15 protein-coding genes are annotated in these 21,011 nt (G+C 52.1%); 11 read left to right on the top strand and 4 right to left on the bottom strand.

Annotated elements, in window-relative coordinates; all coding sequences use genetic code 11:
* Positions 1–216: 216 nt before the first annotated feature.
* Positions 217–960 carry a hypothetical protein gene (locus tag BMY73_RS16245; RefSeq protein WP_256571188.1) on the bottom strand — a complete coding sequence of 248 codons (744 nt, stop codon included), beginning with the start codon at positions 958–960 and terminating at the stop codon, positions 217–219.
* Positions 961–1,318: 358 nt separating this feature from the next.
* Between BMY73_RS16245 and BMY73_RS16240 the strand changes: the two genes are divergently transcribed.
* The 7 genes from BMY73_RS16240 (at position 1,319) to BMY73_RS28000 (ending at position 9,282) form a co-directional block, all read left to right on the top strand.
* Positions 1,319–1,537 (top strand): hypothetical protein, encoded by a 219-nt coding sequence (locus tag BMY73_RS16240; protein ID WP_092408353.1) that lies wholly within the window; start codon positions 1,319–1,321, stop codon positions 1,535–1,537.
* 307 nt (positions 1,538–1,844) lie between these two features.
* A complete protein-coding gene (locus tag BMY73_RS16230) occupies positions 1,845–3,281 on the top strand; it encodes a hypothetical protein (RefSeq protein WP_139214244.1) in 1,437 nt (478 codons plus the stop codon).
* Between the two features lie 191 nt (positions 3,282–3,472).
* On the top strand, positions 3,473–3,730 hold the full coding sequence (locus tag BMY73_RS28005) for a tetratricopeptide repeat protein (protein WP_139214243.1): 258 nt from the start codon (positions 3,473–3,475) through the stop codon (positions 3,728–3,730).
* Positions 3,731–4,859: 1,129 nt separating this feature from the next.
* Positions 4,860–5,393 carry a hypothetical protein gene (locus BMY73_RS16220; RefSeq protein WP_139214242.1) on the top strand — a complete coding sequence of 178 codons (534 nt, stop codon included), beginning with the start codon at positions 4,860–4,862 and terminating at the stop codon, positions 5,391–5,393.
* A 542-nt stretch (positions 5,394–5,935) separates the two neighbouring features.
* The gene (locus BMY73_RS16210; protein WP_175500195.1) at positions 5,936–7,678 is read left to right on the top strand and encodes a retron Ec67 family RNA-directed DNA polymerase/endonuclease; all 1,743 of its coding nucleotides are present in this window, start codon (positions 5,936–5,938) and stop codon (positions 7,676–7,678) included.
* A 73-nt stretch (positions 7,679–7,751) separates the two neighbouring features.
* Positions 7,752–8,354, top strand: a complete 603-nt coding sequence (locus BMY73_RS16205) for a hypothetical protein (RefSeq protein WP_092408341.1) — start codon at positions 7,752–7,754, stop codon at positions 8,352–8,354.
* Positions 8,355–8,418: 64 nt separating this feature from the next.
* On the top strand, positions 8,419–9,282 hold the full coding sequence (locus BMY73_RS28000; RefSeq protein ID WP_139214241.1) for a hypothetical protein: 864 nt from the start codon (positions 8,419–8,421) through the stop codon (positions 9,280–9,282).
* 452 nt (positions 9,283–9,734) lie between these two features.
* On the opposite strand, the gene BMY73_RS16200 is transcribed toward BMY73_RS28000, so the two are convergent.
* Positions 9,735–10,508 (bottom strand): helix-turn-helix transcriptional regulator, encoded by a 774-nt coding sequence (locus BMY73_RS16200; protein WP_175500194.1) that lies wholly within the window; start codon positions 10,506–10,508, stop codon positions 9,735–9,737.
* Positions 10,509–10,611: 103 nt separating this feature from the next.
* Between BMY73_RS16200 and BMY73_RS16195 the strand changes: the two genes are divergently transcribed.
* On the top strand, positions 10,612–11,691 hold the full coding sequence (locus BMY73_RS16195; RefSeq protein WP_092408339.1) for a quinone oxidoreductase family protein: 1,080 nt from the start codon (positions 10,612–10,614) through the stop codon (positions 11,689–11,691).
* Positions 11,692–12,080: 389 nt separating this feature from the next.
* On the opposite strand, the gene BMY73_RS16190 is transcribed toward BMY73_RS16195, so the two are convergent.
* A complete protein-coding gene (locus BMY73_RS16190; RefSeq protein ID WP_092408381.1) occupies positions 12,081–12,581 on the bottom strand; it encodes a P-loop nucleotide/nucleoside kinase family protein in 501 nt (166 codons plus the stop codon).
* A 259-nt stretch (positions 12,582–12,840) separates the two neighbouring features.
* Between BMY73_RS16190 and BMY73_RS16185 the strand changes: the two genes are divergently transcribed.
* Both BMY73_RS16185 and BMY73_RS16180 read left to right on the top strand, forming a co-directional pair.
* A complete protein-coding gene (locus BMY73_RS16185; RefSeq protein WP_092408337.1) occupies positions 12,841–14,496 on the top strand; it encodes a GGDEF domain-containing protein in 1,656 nt (551 codons plus the stop codon).
* A 687-nt stretch (positions 14,497–15,183) separates the two neighbouring features.
* Positions 15,184–16,173, top strand: coding sequence for a protein NO VEIN domain-containing protein (locus BMY73_RS16180; RefSeq protein WP_062383857.1), 990 nt, complete (start codon positions 15,184–15,186; stop codon positions 16,171–16,173).
* Between the two features lie 275 nt (positions 16,174–16,448).
* Here BMY73_RS16180 and BMY73_RS16170 read toward each other — a convergent pair whose 3' ends face one another.
* Positions 16,449–17,549 carry a low temperature requirement protein A gene (locus BMY73_RS16170; protein ID WP_092408333.1) on the bottom strand — a complete coding sequence of 367 codons (1,101 nt, stop codon included), beginning with the start codon at positions 17,547–17,549 and terminating at the stop codon, positions 16,449–16,451.
* Between the two features lie 1,108 nt (positions 17,550–18,657).
* Between BMY73_RS16170 and BMY73_RS16160 the strand changes: the two genes are divergently transcribed.
* Positions 18,658–20,868: an EAL domain-containing protein gene (locus BMY73_RS16160; RefSeq protein ID WP_092408330.1), complete on the top strand. Its 2,211-nt coding sequence runs from the start codon at positions 18,658–18,660 to the stop codon at positions 20,866–20,868.
* Positions 20,869–21,011 lie beyond the last annotated feature (143 nt).

Here is a 21,011-nt window from a genome sequence, read left to right as displayed (position 1 = left end):
TGCGACTTTGCACGTGGATGGAGATGGCGTCGAGTGGCCCGGGGTGGAATTCAGCAGCAACTTGAAGTTGTCCATTTGAGCGTCATCCGAAGTTCACCGACTGCTTTTGGCCGAATGCTGCCTGTCGCGAAGGGCTGAAAATCGACCCAAAGCTGACGGTGGAGACGGAGCGGTAACGAGAGGAAATGTGCCGCGAGAAAAAATCGTAGTTGCATTTCAACTACCTGCGTTGAGCTTGAGCCTCTCAATTGCCCTGGCGCATCCGTGCTCGGCGGCTTTATTGAGAAAGCTGAGCTGTTCTTGTCTAAGATTATGCGTGGACATTTGAGTCGCAAAATTCATATAAAGGTTGGCGCGAAAGCTTTTTTCGTCGAGCGATACGATTGTATTGCTATTAGAGCGACTGTTGGTATCGCAACTCGGCGTCATGGTGGGTTGGGGGTAGTACCTGCTATACAGAGTTTCATTATTAGGCAACGCATCGATAATTGAACGGAATTCAGGTGTTTTGACTTCATCGAAGCAGTAGAAAAACATCTGCAAACCCGCAGGGGTAAATCCGTTGCTAAAGCTGGATCTCAGGAGAGTGCAGACTTTTTCGGCAACTTCGCTCCGGGATGCAAAGGTCGACGATATCAATGCCAAGCGGTACTGTGCAGCTGGGTTGCCTTCCTCAGCTGAACGCTCGAGCAAAGGCATTCCTTGTTTTATCAGCGTCAGCATTTCATCCCTGTATTGTTCTTTTTTCTGATCAGGGAATTTTTCGTTGGCGGATAGCTGATTTCGAATATTGAAGATATTGTTTTGTATTTCGTCGATCTTGTCTAGATAAGGTAGCGCTTTGAAATACAGCGCTTCGCCGTCGGCGGGTCTTTTGAGATTGTCTTCATTCGCGTTTGTGAGTGTTGCTAAAAAAACAGAAACAATTGCGGAAAAACTCTTGAGGGAAGCTTTTTCCACCTGGAACGTCCTTCTATCTTCGTTGGAATTACGACTGTACCTGAATCGCCCATACGTTGGTAGAAGGCAGAATGACCGCTTTTGGCCGATTCTGTTGAAAAAGTCGAGAGTGGCTTTCAGGGCAGAAAAGTACGCGCCTGAGCTTGAAATCTAGAATCGGCGCAGAGGTATTCAGACTTAGATTTCACCTGGCAGCGCATAAAAAAGACGCTCTCACCGATACTTATTCTGGCAGTTTGAGAAACCCGACTTTTTCAACAGAATCGGCCGAAAGCTGACTATCTGATTGGAAAGGCCGAGCTTGAAGGGTTGATAGGCAGTTGGTACGTTTGGGAACCTCTACTGGTGGGAGCCTGACATGGGAACTGATTCCTCGCTACAGATCGAACGCGCTGCTTATGAGGAGTTTATCTGCCTCTGGAGCCAAGGAAGCTTCGAGCATCAGCGACTGGGGCAAGCGTTCTACAACCATTTCAAGCTACACAAACTCACCGATCAGGCCCGATTGCACGGTCTATACGAGGCCGACGGTGAGAAAGCTTCGGGCTTGATCTTGAGGCTTTTCCACCTTCACTGAGTGGCAGCTATCGACCGATTCTGTTGAAAAAGTCGGGTTGCCCAAAACGCTCGAATATTGATGGATGAAAACACCTCTTTTGCACGCGGTTACGTGAAATCCGACTCCTAAATCTTCTGCCCAAAACTCAGATTTCAATCTCAAGCGCGTACTTTTCTAGCGTGGAATTCGAAGTCGACTTTTTCAACAGAATCGACCCAAAGCGGCCAGAACATGATGTCCGGCCGCGCCAATAAAAGTTAAAGTGCCATCTTTATCACCAAAGAAGTCTGCTCGCATGGATGCTACGTTCTACCGCCTTAGCCGTTTGCCTGTGCTGGGTTGTGCCCTGTTTCTCTCCGGATGCCAGGCTGTTGCACCTGGCAGCGACGCTTCAGCTAAGCCGGACAACGCCCCCGGCGTGAGGGTGTTCAACGCGCTTTTGAATGAACAGCCTTTACCCGCCTCGATCGTGCGCGACGATAAGCGGATCACCTATATCGTGATGACGCCGGAAGGGCAGGCTCTGCGCTACATGGCGAGATTCGATATCAACTGCAGCGGTCCATTCGTGAAAATGGCCTACCGTGGCGAAAAAGGTATGGTGGAGTTTGCTGATCACGACCTCACTGACCTAGACACCTATCTGCAAATTCCCGAACCGCAGCGCCAGCAATTTCTGGACAGTGCCCGGTTCAAACAGATGTGTACCCCTACGGCTGCCGCGGACTGGCGGGTGATCAGCGCGCCCGATCGGCAGGATTGGCATTTGATCGACCTGTCAGGGCTGACACGCACTGCCAGCACCGTAACGTTCTGGACGGCGCAAGTGTTTCCGGTCGAGCAGTTGCAACCAGGGGGCGTCCGTCCATTGTCGCAAGTACGTCGTCAAGTGCTTGCCGACTGCGCCCATCAGCAACTGACGGCGCTCAGCTCGTTCAACATGAGCCTGCAGAACCGGGTGGTCTCAGGCAACGTGAACACCGATCCGCACCCTATGGCCGTAAAGGACTTGCCCATGGAAGATCGCAAGCTGTTCGATGCCGCCTGCTCAGGGCCGCAAGCCTTGGCAGGGTATGCGCCGTATGAGGGCCGCAAACAGGCGTTTTTCGATCTGCCCACTCCCGAGATCGCAGCGTCAGTGGCGACCGCCATCGACACGCTGCAACTGCCGGCGCCGCGCAAAAGCCTGACTCGGCTGCAACTCAGTGCTCGGGAATTTGCTAACGGGAAGTGGTTGGAAGAAACAGGCCGGGGACGCCTGGCGATCAGCAGAAGCTATGTGCCTTTTCAACCCGGTAAACAATTGACCGAAATCGTCAGTACCCGGCAGCTTCAGCTCAGAGAAACGACCTTCCGTGGTTTGATCGAGCTTGCTCAAAACTTAGCCTCGGGCCCGGGGAGAGGCCCTGTATCCGTTAAAGAACGGATGATCACCGATCTGCACTTCTCTGGCGACTGGACATCTATGCCATTGGGCAGCCAGCTGCGTTACACCGTGCAGGAACCACAGTCGCGCTATGGCAAGGCCGATGAGCGGGTCGATACATCATTTACCTGCGATATCGACTCCCGGAGCCCCGCCAGTGCGTTCTATCCAACCCTGTCCGGGAATGCCAAGCGGATCAATTGCTCCGGAAACCACGACCATTGGGGCAAAGGCGTTGCCGTTTACGCCTACCTTGAAGACTATGGTCTGTTCGTCCCGATGCAATTCTTCGGCACGGGCTCTCAGGTGAAGTGGACCATCGAGCTGGCGCAATGAGGCCTGCCGTAAGGTGAACCTGATGTCCACCTCTTCAGCTCCTCTTTGAGCGATTGCGATGTCGGCAGAGAGTCTGTCGTCATACACCACAAGGACTGCCATGCGCATTCGGAAAAAAACTGCTGCCTTGGTCACTGCTGTTCACACTACTCAGTTCTGAAGTGGCGTTGTCGGCTTCAGTCGACAACGCGTTGAGCCTTTTTGAAACTGAGCAGTACAGAGCGTCCATCCATGAAGCGGGTCAGGTATTGGCCGTGTCTCCTGATGACAGCGAGGCCCTTAATATCAAGGCGCTGTCAGTAACTACTCTGGGCGATGACGAGACTGCAATACGCTTGGTATCGCAGGCACTTGAGGCTTCCCGCAAAAATGGACACGCATCGATCGAGCAACAATCGAACTATTGGAACAACCTCGGCTTCTTCAGTCATATGACATTATGGAGCTAGTGTTCCTTGGGGTCGGCCCCTCGGGTGAGCTGTTGAGTGTCTCCTTCTGGCCGCTAGCAGCCGATCATGGCTGACCGCTTTCGACCCTTAGCAGACGTTCGATCGACGATCGCGACCGCCCACAAGTGGAGGCTTGGCCGTCTACGAAACCGGGGGCGATTCAGGGGAACATCTTGCTCACTGCTCCCGAGCATCAGGTCTACCCTGCTGAACGGCGGTATCTCCGCTCGAACAGCTCTACTCAAAGCCCACATTCTCTTGTGACCGGCTCAACAAAGACCGTTGATGGGGGCGTCCCGGTTTGGACATCAACTATTTCCAATGAGCAGCCAGCCTGGGGCGCTCGATGAGTGATTTGGTAGGTCGCTCCAGCCTGGGGGATGAAGCTGCTAACGCTCACACAGCTCCTACGGATAATCGGCTGCGCGACACTTTCTTGCTGCTTAATGCCAGAGCTGAGCGCAGTCAGGTAGATGCGACGATCAGGATCGATAAGAAATGTATTTCTTCCAGTCGAATTTAGATGCACCGCACCGAGGACTCCAGTCCGGTCAGTATCTTGGCAATGTGCGTCATAGAAGGCCCAGTATCCTTGTGGTCCGCCATCGATGAGATTGTTGTCGCCCCACTTGGCTTCAAGCGTCGCATGGGGTGCGTTCGATGCAGGCTGCTGATAATGACCAACACACCCGCCGAGCAATATCAAACAGCACAAAAAAAATATCTATTCAACGGCACATCCCTGGATTAACAATCGGATGTTCCGTTATCGGCCCGCTCAGCTCAAAAAATAGGGTCTTGGTACGCCTGACCAAAACTCAAACCTCGCGCAAGGCTTTGCTCGTGATGGACGAGCCAGTAATGCTGTCTTAGACAACGTGTACTGGCAGCTCTCGGCCAAAAGCGGACGGTTTGAGTCAATTATTGTGGCTGGAGATATCGGAACGTCTGCTTTTTCGGAAGTGGATTGAGCATAGCTTGCTGTCCGCACACCTCTTTGATTGCCGGAAAGGCCTCCTATTGTTACGCAGCCTCGAAGTTACGTAGCTGAAGCACATCTACAACTTCTTCATAGTCGCCTATGCTAGCGTCATGCCTCATTTTTCGGAGACCCGAAGACGCTATGCCTATGGAGTTTGATCGCCTCTATCACGAACTCGGCTACCTGATTGCCGGAATGCCGGACATGAACACTAATCAATGGCAGACCCCTGAAGGGCAACGATGGCTAGGTCGTGCTTCAGCCCTTATTGAGCAGGGTGGCAATCTCATGGATACAGCCACTTTCAACCTTACTGCAGAAAACCTGCACTCCATACGTAGCTACCCTGATTACGTGCAGCAAATAACCGTTGTCCTTAATCGTGCATTGGCCCGTGCGGAACTACAGGCATCACCCTCCGCCCGCGGTGCCTTCATCCCAGTTGGCGAGGCTTTTTCCGCGTTCACCGCCTTATCGAAGATCCTGAGTGAAGCCCGAAGTACAGTTATGTTTGTCGACCCGTATGCGGATGCTAATCTTCTGACCGACTTTGCTGTCCTCGTACCTGAAGGCATCGCAACGATGATTTTGGCAGATGCCAGTGGACGCAAAGTCGCGTTAGCACCCGCGGTAAGACCTTGGTCACAGCAATATGGGGGGGGGACGTCCACTGGAAGCTAGGTTGGCGCCTGATCGATCGCTTCATGACCGGCTGATCATCGTCGATGAGCGGGAGTCTTGGAGCCTTGGGCAATCATTTAATGCTCTGGCCGCCAGAGCGCCTACCAGCATTCTTCGCGCGGCCCCAGAAACGGCTCAACTCAAGATTCAAGCCCACGCGCAGATCTGGCAGACAGCCGATCCGATTCACTGAGATCGCCTGATATGCACTAGATAATCGTCGGTCTTTGGTTTTGTGCTTGATAGATCTCTGCACTTATTTGGTGGCTGCAATCGGCAAGACGTGGTCATTAAACGTCCACAGAATGAGTAGATTCGGGGGGGAGATGGCGCCTCCCAAAAATATCTTGACTGTACCGGGTAGCCTTATGATAGCTTTGAGTCAGAGCTTATAGATAGATTTTTTGTCATGTTTCGTGACATTTGCAAATCTTGTGTGAGTGATTGCTCATACAGTTATCAGCAGTCTTGGCGCCAAAGTAAATGTCTGGCGGACGCTAATGAGTATCTATAAGCTCTCTTTTTTTCATGGATGAATGAATTTGTCTAAATTAGCCATTCTTCGATCCGCGCAGGGCCTACATGACCTTGCGACGCTGCTTACATATGAACCTAAAAAGCTTTCTTATGTAATCTACAAAATGCCGAATCGTTACACCCAATTCACCATTCCGAAAAGTTCCGGCGGCACGCGCTCAATTGCCGCCCCTAGGGAAGAACTAAAAGCTCTACAAGTAAAGGTTTCTAAGTTGTTGCAGCAGTGCATTCACAACATGAATGCTGATCTCAATATAACAACATCACTTTCGCACGGATTTACAATAGGTCATTCCATAATGACCAACGCAGACTTGCATAGAAAAAAACGATATGTTTTCAACATAGATATAGAGAATTTTTTTGGCTCAATACATCGAGGTCGTGTATTTGGCTTTCTTACAAAGAATAAAAGCTTCTCGCTTAATCCAAAAGTAGCACGTGCTTTAGCTCAAGTCGCGTGTCACGAAGATGCTTTGCCTCAGGGGGCACCTTCCTCCCCTGTGTTTTCAAATCTAATAGGCCATCTAATTGATATACGTCTTGTAGAGTTGGCCGCAAAGTTAGGCTGCTCATATTCAAGATATGCTGACGACATTACATTCTCCACTAACAAAAAAACATTCCCAAAAGAAATTGCACTGGTATCGCCAATAAATGGATGGGTGGCCAGTCCTACACTTATAAAGATCGTAGCCAAGTGCGGCTTTACACTCAACCCAAATAAAACCAGAATGCAGTATCAAGAGTCTAGGCAGTCGGTAACAGGACTAACGGTTAATCGAAAAATAAATTCACCTGCAGTGTATCGACACCAAGTTAGGGCGATGGCGCACAATTTGTTCAATACAGGATCTTTTTCCGTACAAGACAAAGATCCAAAACTTAAATCAAAAACTCCAGGCACCATAAATCAACTCGGCGGAATGCTCAGCTATATTTATATGGTGAACAAATTTAATAGATCAAAGATTGTAGAAAATAGCGCAATACGAGAGGAAGATATCAAGCTTAGCGCAATGGAGAAAGTTCACGCCGACTTCTTATTCTACCAAAACTTCTATGCTAACCAGAAAATAACGATACTTTGCGAAGGCAAAACAGACAATATCTACCTGCAGTGTGCAATGAAAAGCCTTGCGAAAAAATATACCATTCTTGCAAAGCTAAATACGGAAGGCAAAGCAGAACTAAATGTTAGATTTTTCAAATATAGCGGCCTTACACACAGATTGCTCGATCTTTATGGCGGAACCGGAGATATTGGGGAATTAATAAAGCGCTATGTCAGCTGCTGTGGCAAATATAAAAATCATCCGTTCAAACACCCTACAATTATTGTGGTAGACAACGATGAAGGTTCCCAAAAAATATTTACAGCACTAAAAGTAGTGACGGGTAACAAATATGTAGTCGGTACAGGAAAAGCGCAAAAATTCGACAAAACCCTTGAGTTTTATTACGTTGCCCAGAATTTATATGTAGTTTTCACGCCATTAAAAATATCTGGTGAAGACACGATGATGGAAGATTTTTTCACCCCGGAAACCCTCAACTCAATCGTGGACGGGCAACGATTTTCTGTGGTTCACAAAGCACCAAATCAACTTGTATATAGCAAGCACACCTTTTCACAAAAAGTTGTAAAGGCAAACCAGAGCAATATAAATTTCATAGGGTTTACCCCTGTCCTAGATCGAATCCAGAACGCAGCCAAACACTTCTACTCTTTGTCTCCATGGAAGTAAGCTAAAACAATAAAACCAATATCACAAAGGTAAAAAAATCAAATTTATTTGGCCGAATTGGAATGTGATAATAATGAAAAAACACGCTGACATTGAAAAAGATTTTTTTAACTTAATTGACATTGAAGATGAATATCTTTCCTTGGTAGTTAAGTGTCACTACTCAATAGATAAAATGCTTGACAAAGCGCTCTTTGAGTCGCTCCCGCAAGCCAGTTCAATCGAGCTTAAACGTATTTCACTACTTCTAAAAGTGGACTTCCTTACCGCAATTGGTGGTCTCAGGCCTCATACTAGAAAGATATTTGAGCTGGCAAATACGGTGAGAAATAAATTTGCTCACGATCCTTATGCGGAATTTGATTATAAGACCGCTGAAAAAGCAAAATTACTATTGTCTTCCCATCAGCCAGTATTGGTTCCCGGCTCCTTTAAAGATGAGAGTGATCCAAAAAATATACTTAAGACCGTCCTTTCTGTATGTTTTTTACAAGCTTCTGTCGCTTATGAAAATTCCTGCCGACAAAAGATATCAAATATCGTTGCTCACCAATTTGTGAAAGAGGCCCTTAATCCTGCGCAACGGAGCGCGCGAACAATAACCGTTGAAGACGATTTCAAAGCTAGATGCGAGAATATGTTGAGTGAGCGTTATCCAGGAATAAGATTCGTCTAACACAAGCTGAACTTATTGTTGAACTTATTAAATCATTACCTAGTGTTAAAATTAAGGTACTGCTATGACATCTCTTATAGCTTGGGTGGCTGTTGATAGTGTCGGGCCAAGTGCGTTGTATTTTGCGAGCGACAGCCGCATCACTTGGTCGGGCCAAACACGATGGGATTTTTGCAAAAAAATATTCAGCTCGAACTCTCAACCTGAGATATTGGGTTTTTGTGGGGATGTTCTTTTCCCCGTGCAGGCGCTCGCCCAGATCACTTCTCTGATTGACTCGGGATGTCTTTATGAAGAATCCGATTCAGCACAAGAAAAATTCATGAAAATCGCAAGTGTGATTATGGATATTTACTCCACATACCCGGCCCCACATTCTGCACCATTCACAATTATTCACGGGGTCAGATTGGGAGAAGGGAACTCGACAAAATTTGAGGTGAGAAAGCTTTCTTGGTCGACGGATAAAAGGTTCAGCATAGAGGTAGTACCAACCAAAGAGAAATATGATAAAGCCGACCCAAAATTACTTATTGCTTTGGGTAGTGGTAAAGGCGTTATCAAAAATATAGAACACTTATGGGAAAAGTCTGATATTGGAGGGACAAGCCGCGCGGTGTTCTCAAGCTTTTGTGAGGCTGTCAATAGTGGCGCAGATATTTGCACTGGAGGAGCGCCACAACTTAGCGTTCTTTATAGGAAAGGAGTCGGCAGGACTCTTGGGTACGTAAGCACTGATGCTACTTACTTTTCGGGGGTTATAATTAATAACAACTACAACTTAAATCATATAAATTTCTATAACTCTTCATTTGAAATTTGCGACCCCGTCACGAGAGTCCGAAAAGATGGTGCCAAACGCCAGCCCAAACCAAAAAATTTAAAAACTTCGGACTTCATGCAAAATCGACTCGGTAAAGAATTCTAAAATAAAATTCTTTACCGAGTGGGTTTCGCCCCCACGATCTTCCGCTTATCAAGCGGTTGCTTTGACTGTCTAAGCTACCGGTCCGATGGTTTTATATCTTATGAATGCTGAGACAGCAAGGACTTTATCGCCATTTGGATCTTTGAGCACATCTGCAGTCAGTGGTTTTAAAAAATTACTCTGGGGAAGCTTACAAGTACAGCTTGACCATTTTCTCTTAATAGTATGCATCTTGGCTGAATTATCCCGTCGGCCATTGGCCGGAAGCTGGCGCTCACAAACGCCCGCTTTTGGCCGCTAGCGGTCGCTTGTGAACGTCCGCTAATGGCCGATAACAGACTCTTCAGTCAGTTGTTCGATTTAGGGAAAGGGTCAACGGGTAGAAGCAGAAAGAAAGATCAGACAATAGAGCGCTCGATTGACGATTGCCGCTGGCAGATTCTGCCTGTCGCTCAGACCGTCGGCATGTACAGCGTCAGGCGCAGGTGAGGCGTATCCGCCGGGTGCATGCTGAGGTATTCAAACGCGCGTAGGGTACCGGACTGGTCGATCAAGTGTTTACGTCCTGTCCCCTGTGTGACGATGTCGTGCCTCTGCCACCAGTTGGCGAAGCACGCAGAGGCATCACTAAGGTCGTCGATCAGGGCATCGAACTCCTTCTTGCCGGCATGCTGGTCGTACAATCTGCGGAATTTGCCAACCATGCGCTGCGCTTCCTCGGCCCAGGTCTCACCGAAAACCGACTGGGCGGTTTTATCCAGCAGCATGTAATGCAGCAGGTTGGCGCGTCTGGTACGCAGGCTGCCGAAATCACCAAAGACCGCTGTCGCGGCGTCATTCCAGGCCAGCAGATCCCAGCGCTCATTCAGTACGTACGCAGGGTATTGCCACTGTTCGATCAATCGCGTCACCGCAGCAGGCGCCCGTTCAGCCAGCCAGGCGGGCACAGAGTGGGACTGAATGAGCAGTTGCAGATGCGCGTATTCGGCGGGGGCCAGTCGCAGCGCGCTGGCCAGGGCATCGAGCGTGTGCATGGACGGCGAGCCAACGCGGCCCTGCTCAAGCCGCGTGTACCAGTCAACACTGATACCGGCAAGCTCGGCAACCTCTTCGCGGCGCAATCCGGGGGCGCGGCGTCGGACGCCGCTGGTCAGACCCACGACTTCAGGCGTCAAGCCCTCACGGCGGGAGCGAAGAAACAGGCCCAGTTCTCTGCGTCGGCTCATGGCGGGGGTGTCGAAGGGGGGAGTGCGCAATCCTAGGCTAGGCGCCGCCCTTGTTACAAGCGCCACCGCGCGCACACTGGCCCTTTCCCGGAAGGAGATGACCATGCGTGCCGCCATTTTGAAATCCCTGAATCAGCCCCTGATCGTCGAGTCGGTCCCTGCGCCCATTCGTGGCAGCGGTGAAGTACTGGTGAACGTCGTCGCTGCTCCCGTTCTGGCCTATGCCAATGAAGTGTTCAACGGGGCGCGCCGATACAACATCGAGCTGCCGCTCATACCCGGGTGCGGAGCGATCGGCCAGGTGTTGGAGGTCGGGCCGGACGCAACTCGGTTGCGCCCGGGAGACTGGGTGTTCTGTGATCCCACAGTACGCTCCCGGGATGATGCCCGCATGCCTGACATCGTGTTGCAGGGCTGGAGCGCCCGTGGTGAGGGCGGCTTGCATTTGCATCGTTACTACCACGATGGGCCATTCGCGGAAGTCATCCGGGTGCCCACTGAAAACGCCGTCCCTATCGGCGATATCCGGGCAGAAGACGCCCCGGCCTGGTGTGCGCTCAACACCTTGCTCATTCCCTACGGGGGCTGGCTTGCGGCGGGTCTGGCACCCGGTGAAACGGCGCTGGTCAGTGGCGCGACGGGGCATTTCGGCAGCGCCGCGATCCTGGTGGCGCTGGCGATGGGTGCGGCGCGCGTCGTGACACCGGGGCGTAATGCCGACACCCTCGCTGACCTCGTACGGCGATTCGGCGACCGGGTAGTGCCGGTGATGCTCAGTGGTGATGAGGCGGGTGACCGAGATGCGATAGTGGCTGCCGCGCAGGGGCCAATCGACTGTGTCATGGACATACTTCCTCCTGCCGTCACCACGACCACGGTCCGCGCTGCTGTCATGGCCGTGCGGCCTTATGGCAGAGTCGTACTGATGGGTGGAGTTGGCATGCTGGGCGGCGATGACTTGGCGCTGCCCTATCCTTGGCTGATGCGCAATAACATCACTCTAATGGGCCAATGGATGTACCCGCGTACTGCAGTGGCCACGCTCCTCGGCCTCATCCGCGCGCACCTCTTGCCGCTGAGCCACTTCGCGATCAGCACCTACCCTCTTGCGTTGGTGAACGAAGCTGTCGGACATGCCGCAAGCAATGCAGGAGCGTTTCGCATGACGGTGCTTCAGCCGTGAGGATTATTGGCGTCAACCAACTCAGTGGCCAATCACTCCTGTCCAATCGGAAAGATACCCATGCCCGCCCTCAACTTCGACTGCCAACCTCCTCTGTGCGGAAGCCCCCTGAGTCTTAAATCTCTGGCAGACAGTGATCTTGAAGGTACGTTTCAGGCCGCGGCTGATTCAGACATCTGGGGCGAACATCCGCCACGAACATTTGTTCGCAGACGTCCAGGATGAAGTTGGGTGCTGTGCGCGTATATGACGCCGAACTGAAAGTATCCGCCGTGCCAGCCTTGGCGAAGTGTTACGGACTTACGCACACTCGATGGACGGCGTCGCGGGGGTAAAAGGGGCGGTCACTCATCCCGAGCCTCGATCAATAGCGATCAGGTTGATTTCATTCACCGGTAAGCACACTCCATGATCAGCGACACAGCCTGTGCCGCTGAAACCATCGCAGTATCGATGCAAATGCGTGCTTCAGCCCACGGTTCATATTCGTGAGCCAACACCGATTGCCAGGTGGGCGGCGTTAGTCCTGGAATATCACCCCGCCTGGACTCCACCCGACGACGATGCTCATCCGCATCCGAGCAAATCACTTCAACATTCAGCAGTTGAACACTCGCTGTTGACGCTGTCTCACGCCACGCGGCACGGCTTTCGGTGACTGGGTTCACGCAGTCAGCGATCACCGTTTTCCCTAGGCGAAGATTACTAAGCGCCAGCGCATTGGCGACCTCATAGCCGCTGCGTCCGACCCCTTGAGCCAATGTGCCGGAGTTTCGGAGGGCTTGCTCGATAGTGTCGATCCGCAAGTAGACGCAGCTTGTTGTTGCGACGAGCTGCTGGGCGATGGTGGTTTTTCCAGTGCCAGGAAGGCCGCTGAATACGATGAGCATTTTCTGTCCCTTGAAGCATGTGTTAGCTAAGTGCAGCACGTCCGGTAGCCAATGGTGGCTTGCACGCGGAAGGCTGGCGGCTGCTGCCTCATCTTCTTGGCAGATGAAAGCTCGGGCAATTGCCTGAGCGTAACTAGAAAATCCATCCGGGCGACTGATCATGACCCCATTACGTAATTGCTGGTACTGCATAACTGGTGCCACAATGCCACGTTAAGCCTGCACGCTAAACGATACGCGCGATTCACGGACCCTCATTATGCCCAGCCTCCGTAGCTGCTCTAACACGCTAGGCCAGCCGGAGAGACGTCTGTTGCTTCGGCTGCGTCGACTGCTGTGTTTGGTGTTGCTCTCGGCTCAGGCGGCGTGGGCGGGCCCGGTCACCCAGCAGAATGGCGTCGTGCAGGTGATTGATATGCAACTGCGCTGGAAACATCAGTTTCAGTTCGCGGGCTACTACGCCGCCGCCGCACAGGGCTACTACCGGGAAGAGGGCCTGGAAGTGCGTATTCACGAGGGGGGCCCTAATGTCACACCCGTCGAAGAAGTGCTCTCCGGACGTACCCAATACGGTGAGGCCAACAGCGAATTGCTCCAGGCGCGCCTGCATGGAAAGCCGTTGGTCGCGCTGGCGGTGATTTTTCAGCATTCGCCCTCCGTGCTCCTGGCGCGTACCGACGAAGGTGTTCGCACGGTGCACGACCTGATCGACAAGCCGGTGATGCTGATGGGGGCAGACACCGATGCCGATTTTCTAGCGATGTTCCGCAGCGAAGGTATCCCCCTCGATAAACTGAAACTGCTGCCCAGCAGTTATCAAATTGAAGATCTGGCCAACGGCAAAGTGACGGCCTTCAACTCGTACCTGACCAACGAGTCTTTCTACCTGCAACAGCGCGGCGTGGACTACAACGTGATCTCGCCTGTCACCTACGGGATCGATTTCTACAGCGACATCCTGTTCACCACTCAGGCCGAGATTGACGAGCATCCACAACGGGTCGAGGCGTTCCGCCGCGCCACTTTGCGTGGCTGGCGCTACGCGATGGATCACCCCGAGGAAATCATTGACCTGCTGATCAATCAGTATTCAGTGGAGAAAAGCCGCGCGCACTTGGAGTTCGAGGCTGAAGCCATGCGTCCACTGGTGCAGTCTGACTTGATCGAGATCGGTCATATGAATCCGGGGCGCTGGCAACGTATGGCGGAAACCTTCCTCGAATTGGGCATGGTCGACAGCATCGACGGTCTGGAAAACTTCATGTACGACCCCAACCCGCCACAACTCGTCGAGCGGCTGCGCAAGACGATTGTCCTGATCAGTGTGGGCGGCGCGCTGGTTCTGATGTTCACGCTGGTGCTGTTGAATGCCCAGCGCCACCTGCGCAACGAGATCAAGTTACGCAAACTTGCCGAAGAGGAAGTCCGCAAGCTGGCCTTCTATGACAGCCTGACGGGCTTGCCCAATCGCAACAGTTTTATTCCCTTCGTCAGCCAGAAGCTGCTCGGCGCCAAGAGCCGTGGAGAGCATTTGGCCCTGTGCTATATCGACTTGAACAACTTCAAGCAGATCAATGACTGTTTTGGCCACCAGGCGGGCGATGCCGTGCTGATCCACGCAGCCTCGGCCATCAAATCCCATATCAGCGAGTTCGAAATCGCCGCGCGCATGGGCGGCGACGAATTCGTCCTGTTGCTTGACGGTGCGCATCACAAACACGATATCCAGCGCATTACTCAGGACATCTGCAAAGCCGTCGAGCTGCCCATGCCTTGGAAAGACACTAAGATCAAAGTCAGCGCCAGCCTGGGCGTGGCCTGGTATCCGGAAGATGGCGAACTCCTCGACGAGCTGATGTTCAAGGCCGATACTGCCATGTTCCAAAGCAAAGCCAGGAACGCTGCTCAAGCCTGAGCCTTTTTACGAGCTGCTCTGCGGTAAAGGCGTTGATGGCGGTTAAAAGCGAGTGCTCTGCGGCGGCTTGCGTGCGCGGATTTTTTTGCATCACGCTCAGCGTCGTGAAGCGCCGCTGTTTTTGTAGGGGCTGAGCGTCCGCTTTCGACCCAAAGCGGACGGTCATTATCGACTGCTAAAGATAGATGAACCACGCAATGGCACCCGCAAAAGGAGCGAGCAATACGAAGCCCCAATAGCAACCGCCACGCCCATGCGGAACCGCTCTGCCGCGAGGCGGCCGTCAGTTAGCAACGTCTGCGCAGAAGCGCCTACACAATGCGCGAGTAAATTGATTACCACATCTGATATGAAGTCCGTCTACTCACTCACCCTTCTTAGATTTTATCGATCCCTTGTTGCGGTGCCTCATGACGGGAGTCGCCGCTCTGGCGCAGCAGTGAGGCCGTAATTGGAACTCTTCCGGACACGCGTGGAATGAGCTAGGGCGGAGGGCCAGGTTGCAGATGGGCCACCCCGGCGCGTCTCAAATTATTGGTAGAAATCGACCCGTTCCAGTAAAACAACTTCGGAAATCAACGCGCTGAAAGCGGCTAGGAGCTTCCCTTCACTGGAGCGTCTGGCCGCACCACTGCCGCAGCTCGCCCGACAGGGTGTCTGCCACTGACGCTAAGAAGGGATTCTAAAATGGATGCTCCGATTATCTTTGTAAATATTGGCTGGATGGTGTCTTACCAAGGCCCAGATAACGATCCAACCATTGGTGGACATGGATGGTTAAAAACACATGCTTATGGCCATGAAGCATGGAATTTCCAGCCTGCGCGCAAAAAGTTGTATGGGTACATCCCCCGGTCTGCTCGAATAAATTTGAGGAGGCTTGGTGCTGCCAAAAACGATGACAAAGTCGAAGGCGTGACTGTGATCTGGGTTGCCAGGAGTCCAAGGGATCAGGTCACATACGTGGTTGGCTGGTACAGAAGTGCTGTGGTTTACCTTGAGTCAGGCCATTTCGAGATCAAGCGATCAAGTGGCGACGTCGTTGGGTATCAGATTGAAGCGCCTATTGCTGGCGCGACCTTGTTGGCACCAGACCAGCGTGTTCTTAAAGTACCTACAGCGAAAGTTAAGGGTAACCTCGGACAAAGCCCAGTCTGGTATGGCAATCCAGAGTATGTGGCAAAGGTGAGGTCGTATCTGGACGCAGGTGGGAGCTTCTCCAAGATTGCGTCGAAGAAGCAGGTGAATTCTCCTAGGCAACTAGATCCCGAAATGAGAAAACTCGTGGAGCTGGCGGCGGTACGTCATGCCATCAAATATTACGAATCCGCTCAGGGCGGGAGCCGGGTTGTAAGATCGGTAGAAAAAGACAATGTGGGCTGGGACCTTACGGTCTCTAGTAATGACGTAGATCTGAAGGTTGAGGTCAAAGGGCTGTCAGGAAGCGATCTTTGCGCTGAACTAACTCCCAACGAATACAAGCAAATGCTAGCCGCCGAACATCGCAGGTCTTACGTAGTCTACATCGTCACTAATGCCCTAGACTCCTCAGCTCGTTCTCATGTTTTTTATTATAATTCCGAGTTGAGTAACGGCGGCAGGCATTGCTGGCTCACTGAAGACGGGAGAGTACTGAGGATCAAAGAGCTAACCGCTGCTCGGCTCACGATTGATTGATCAGGCATTTCACAACGATCTCGACGCCAGTCTGGAGTATCTAGGAAAGCGCTGCGACCGTCCGCTTCTGGCCGAAAGCAGTCAGCCCACGGTCGGCCGCTTCCGACCCAAAATAGCCCTTCATGAAGGGCAGGTTCTTGCACCGCGTACGAATTACCTAGGGCAGTTGGATTGGTACATCGATCAATCCACTTTCTTGCTCTCGGGCGGGTTGCTCGACTTTGTCGGCAGGGTTTCGCGGAACTCCTCCCAAGCTATGGTTTAACAAGAATGACTTAACGGTACCTGAAATTCAGCAAAACATATCCGATCATGGTGAATGTTAGACCGATCAATATGTACTCGACACGAGGCAGAAATATAGCTAAGCCACCTAAAGAAAACACGATCAACGTGTTTTGAAGAATGTATGTCCTTATCTTGGGTACGGCTATGAAGTAGCCATATTGCTTGCCCAGGAAAAATAAGATCATGCCGATGACTGACACAATTTGGAAATCATGTATCGCAATGTCGTTCAAGATCGCATGCCTGATCAAGTTGGCGAGGAGGGCCAGCCCTAAAAACAGGAAAAGGTGCGAGTAGATTAAGGAGTGGCCACTCATGCTGCTTTCATTTTTGCTCAGCAGATAAAAGCTATCAAAATAGATCCACCATATACTGCAAATCATGATAAACCCGGTGATTGCCGCCATTACATTGTAAAGATTCCATTGAATGTCAGATAACCCTCCAGAAAGGCTGATTACTGACTCGCCCAACAAGATGAGGGTGAGCAAACCTAGTCGTTCAACCAAGTGTTCTGTATGCGCTGGCAATGGTTTTGTTTTGCTCCAGGAAAAAACAGGAAGCAGAATATCAAGAAAAATTCCAATGTAAGCTACGAGGTAACGCATGGGTGGGTCAAAAATAATGGATGAGAGACTGATAGCTGAGCTGACTAAAAGGGCGAAGCCAAGCCTGGAGGCGAATTCGCTACGGTCGTCGACAGTATTTATGGTCGAAATGTACATGATGCTGATGATGGCACGTATACCCACATAGCAGGTGATAACAAGCGGGTAGTACACTTCTAGTGTTTCGCCAATCCGCGCGGATAGCACAATGAGTAATAACATTATAAATAATGTTGAAAGACGGTGAAGGTTGCCGTCTGTATCAAACCTGTTGGAGTAAATAGTATGGCTTGACCAGATCCACCATAATGGAACAAAAAGCAGTAAGAAACTCCATAATTGCTCACGTTCAAAGTGGCCTTGATGAAGATGTCCGAGCGTATGCGTCACCTTGCCTATTGTAACGACAAAAATCAGGTCAAAAAACAACTCCAGCCATGTGGCGTGTCGATTTTTTTCATAATACTTCAAAGATTTCATTCGCTGCTGGCTCCGCGCACACCTCTTTAATGTAGAAGGGAACTAACGTTGGTTAGTCCTCAGCCCTGGTGTAGATGATGGCCGGCCGACGTCACTGTCCGGCATCACCCACTCACTAACGAAAGCTCAATCATCTGACTCATTGCGGTGAACTCTGGAACCCCTTTACAGCAAGGTCCGTCAGTGTAAAGCGCTGGGATGCCATTCACGCGGCTTAATACGGCGCTATTAGGTCATTTAGTCGCCGCAGACCGCTGGCAGCGGCCCCCGGACCAGATCGTCTTTCGCTTCTTTTGCATCACCAAATGCTGAAGTATCCATTGCCTGAACCTTGATAGATGGGTGGTGGGGGCGTGCTTAGCGGGATACAACGTGCCCGGCGGGATAACTCAATCCACCATCAGTGGATTCACAAAAGAAACGAGGCCTTTATCTCAGCCTGAACCTAAGTGTTTTCGGCAGCCAGAACGTAGAAATTTCGCATGAAGCAGCACGAGGAAATCCTCCGTGTCTTCGCGGTATTGGATTGAAGGCCAAGCTTGTAACATAACGGCTGGATGCTCCCTGGCTCACCAGTGACTATAGTCGTATTTGGCACTTACCGTAGCCGTAGAACGAATTTTCGGCATCCGAGACCACCAGCAGTTCGCGCACTTATGTTGCTGCAGTTTTAGGCGGCTTTTTTCACTCGATGGTTTTTACGGTTGTTGCGCTACTAAAGTCGAGGGTGCTTCTGCTTTTCTGGGGGACAATTGCTGCCCGTTACGACACCCAGAAATTGACCAGAGCCACGTCTCGAACATGCGACGATCAGGTAAAACCCTGGGCCAAGGTGAGGAAATTCGCGCACCTCTGCCTTGTTCCTTCGATAGTGCGCTTCACGATGAACGTTCGGGCAGAGGGCGATCACATCGGCGGAATGGTCGTGGTCCGTTCACGGCCAAACGGCATCAATCTGACACTGCTTTTTATGTCACCTCTGAGCCTTTCTTCAGCGGGGAGCAGCTGCCTACAGTGCGCGACCGACGCACTAGTGGACAGTGATCGGCCGCCCGCTATTTCTGGCTCTCTGTAGACCGGACGACCTCGAGAGTCTTCAGGAACCACCATGAATACTCGTCCCGATTTTCACAGCAATACGTTCCCCGAGTCGCAACGTGACATTCTCGGCATGATCGCAAGCGACCAACATCTGGACGAAATACTTAGCGCTATCTGCCAGATGCAAAACGCCCAGAGCCCCGATACGTTCTGTTCCATTCTCCTCACTGACGCCGAGGGCAAGCACTTGCTGAGCGGCGCAGCGCCCGGCCTGCCGGCCAAGTACAGTGAGGCGATTCATGGAATGGCGATCGGTCCACGGGAAGGCACCTGCGGCACGGCAGCGTTCCGGCGCGAAATGGTGGTCACTGAAGACATCGCTCAAGATCCGAATTGGGAGCGTTTCCGCAGCCTGGCGCTTGGGCATAACTTGCATTCCTGCTGGTCGGTTCCTTTGCTCTCCCATGAGGGCAGCGTATTGGGCACATTTGCCCTGTATCAGAATCGCACCCATACGCCAGACGAATTACAGATTCAACAACTTGCCTGCGCCGCCCAACTGGCAGTCATCGCAATCCGCCATGAGCGTGACGGTCAGCGCCTGGAGGAGAGCGAGCAACGCTTTCGTTCACTGTTCACCTATAACCCCAACCCGGTGTTCGCGCTCGATCTGCTCGGCAACATCCAGAGTGTGAATCCCGCAGGCCTGAAGCTTAAGCCGCAGACTGCAACCCAGTTCATTGGCCATCACTTTTCCCGTCTGGTGCCTGAGGAAGACCTGATGCGGGTCAGTCAGCATTTTTCCGCAGCGCGCGCCGGAGCCCCTCAACGCTTCGAGGCACGGCTTCGAGACGAGAATGAAAAACTGTTGACCATGGACATTTCGAACCTGCCCATCATGGTCAACGGCGAGATCGTTGGTGTGTTTGGCATTGCCCGTGACATCAGCGATCAGAAGCATTTCGAGCGCCAGTTGAGTTTCAACGCCAGCCATGACCAACTGACCGGCTTGCTTAACCGTGTGTCGCTTGAAGACCAGCTTATTCTGGATTGTCACCTCAGTCGTCTGCGAAAGCGGCTGCTGGCGGTAATGTGCATTGATCTGGATGGATTCAAATCCATCAATGATTCTATCGGGCACTACTTTGGCGATCAGGTGCTGATCGAGGTAGCGCGACGCATGGCAGAGCAGGTTAGGCCCGCTGACACGATCGTGCGCATGGGCGGTGACGAATTCATCGTTCTGCTGCCGGACCTGCTGCGTGATGAGGACGTCGTGCCAGTGGCCGAGCGATTGATGGCCAGCATTGCCAGACCCTACTGCATCCAGGGCATCGACCTGCACGTGAGCGCAAGTGTCGGTATCACCCTGAGCGATGGTCACCTTGAGCAGCCGATGCAGTTGATCCAACAGGCTGACATGGCCATGTACAAAGCCAAACAACAAGGGCGCAACAATTTTCAGTGGTACACCAGCGACCTGAATCAGCGCGTTTGCGAGCACGCCAGGCTGCGCAATGACCTGCAAAAGGCTATCGAGACTCAGTCGTTACAGCTGCATTATCAACCGCAGATCGACGCACGTACCGGGCGTGTGGTCGGGATCGAAGCGTTGCTGCGCTGGGAGCATCCGGAAAAGGGATTTATCCCCCCAGCGGTGTTTGTTCCGGTGGCCGAGGACAGTGGTCAGATCATCCCGCTTAGCCTTTGGGTGCTCGATACGGCCTGCGCTCAGTTGCGCCAGTTGGACGAGCAGGGCAACGCGGGCATCTCGATGGCCGTCAATATTTCACCAATGCATTTTCAGCGTGGCCATTTCGTGCAGTATGTCCAGGCCACGCTGAAGAAACACGGTCTGCGAGGTGAACAACTGGAGCTGGAGATCACCGAGTCGCTGCTGTTACATAACGCTGAACAGGCGATCGAGACGTTGCACCGGCTCAAGGTATTGGGGGTGCGCATTGCACTCGATGACTTCGGGACCGGTTTTTCCAGCCTCAGCTACCTCAAGCGTTTGCCGATCGATAAGATCAAGATCGACCGTTCGTTCATCCGGGAAATCGCTACCGATCATCACGATGCAGCGATCACCCAGGGCATTATTTCCATGGCCCACCACCTCAGCCTCATTGTGGTCGCCGAAGGCGTGGAAACGGCATCCCAAATGGAATTTCTGAAAGGCAGTCGCTGCGATATTTTTCAGGGTTATCACTTCGCCAGACCGATGCCGTTTGCCGCCCTCGAAGCGTTCCTGAGCCATCCAGAGCTTCATCGCTGACCGGCCGTTCGGTTGGTCTGCGTCTTGAACATCGGATGCTGAGGGAAGGGCGCCGCTGTCGAGTAAATGGGCTGGGTGCAGCTAATGACGGGTGACGAGGCAGTCCGGCGTCTGCTTCTGGCCGTTTGCTCTGCCGGCGGAAT

Origin of the sequence: Pseudomonas sp. NFACC02 (assembly GCF_900110765.1) — a bacterium.
Classification (GTDB): domain Bacteria; phylum Pseudomonadota; class Gammaproteobacteria; order Pseudomonadales; family Pseudomonadaceae; genus Aquipseudomonas.
Note: the sequence above shows the minus strand (reverse complement) of the source record. Positions and strands in the feature narration are given on the sequence as shown.

Bases quoted from the DNA above. Each gene is read 5' to 3' on its own strand.
- BMY73_RS28000 (WP_139214241.1), top strand. From the start codon at position 8,419: ATGACATCTCTTATAGCTTGGGTGGCTGTTGATAGTGTCGGGCCAAGT.
- BMY73_RS16195 (WP_092408339.1), top strand. From the start codon at position 10,612: ATGCGTGCCGCCATTTTGAAATCCCTGAATCAGCCCCTGATCGTCGAG.
- BMY73_RS16180 (WP_062383857.1), top strand. From the start codon at position 15,184: ATGGATGCTCCGATTATCTTTGTAAATATTGGCTGGATGGTGTCTTAC.
- BMY73_RS16190 (WP_092408381.1), bottom strand. From the start codon at position 12,581: ATGCTCATCGTATTCAGCGGCCTTCCTGGCACTGGAAAAACCACCATC.
- BMY73_RS16160 (WP_092408330.1), top strand. From the start codon at position 18,658: ATGAATACTCGTCCCGATTTTCACAGCAATACGTTCCCCGAGTCGCAA.
- BMY73_RS16240 (WP_092408353.1), top strand. From the start codon at position 1,319: ATGGGAACTGATTCCTCGCTACAGATCGAACGCGCTGCTTATGAGGAG.
- BMY73_RS16205 (WP_092408341.1), top strand. From the start codon at position 7,752: ATGAAAAAACACGCTGACATTGAAAAAGATTTTTTTAACTTAATTGAC.
- BMY73_RS16220 (WP_139214242.1), top strand. From the start codon at position 4,860: ATGGAGTTTGATCGCCTCTATCACGAACTCGGCTACCTGATTGCCGGA.
- BMY73_RS16185 (WP_092408337.1), top strand. From the start codon at position 12,841: ATGCCCAGCCTCCGTAGCTGCTCTAACACGCTAGGCCAGCCGGAGAGA.
- BMY73_RS16170 (WP_092408333.1), bottom strand. From the start codon at position 17,549: ATGAAATCTTTGAAGTATTATGAAAAAAATCGACACGCCACATGGCTG.
- BMY73_RS16200 (WP_175500194.1), bottom strand. From the start codon at position 10,508: ATGAGCCGACGCAGAGAACTGGGCCTGTTTCTTCGCTCCCGCCGTGAG.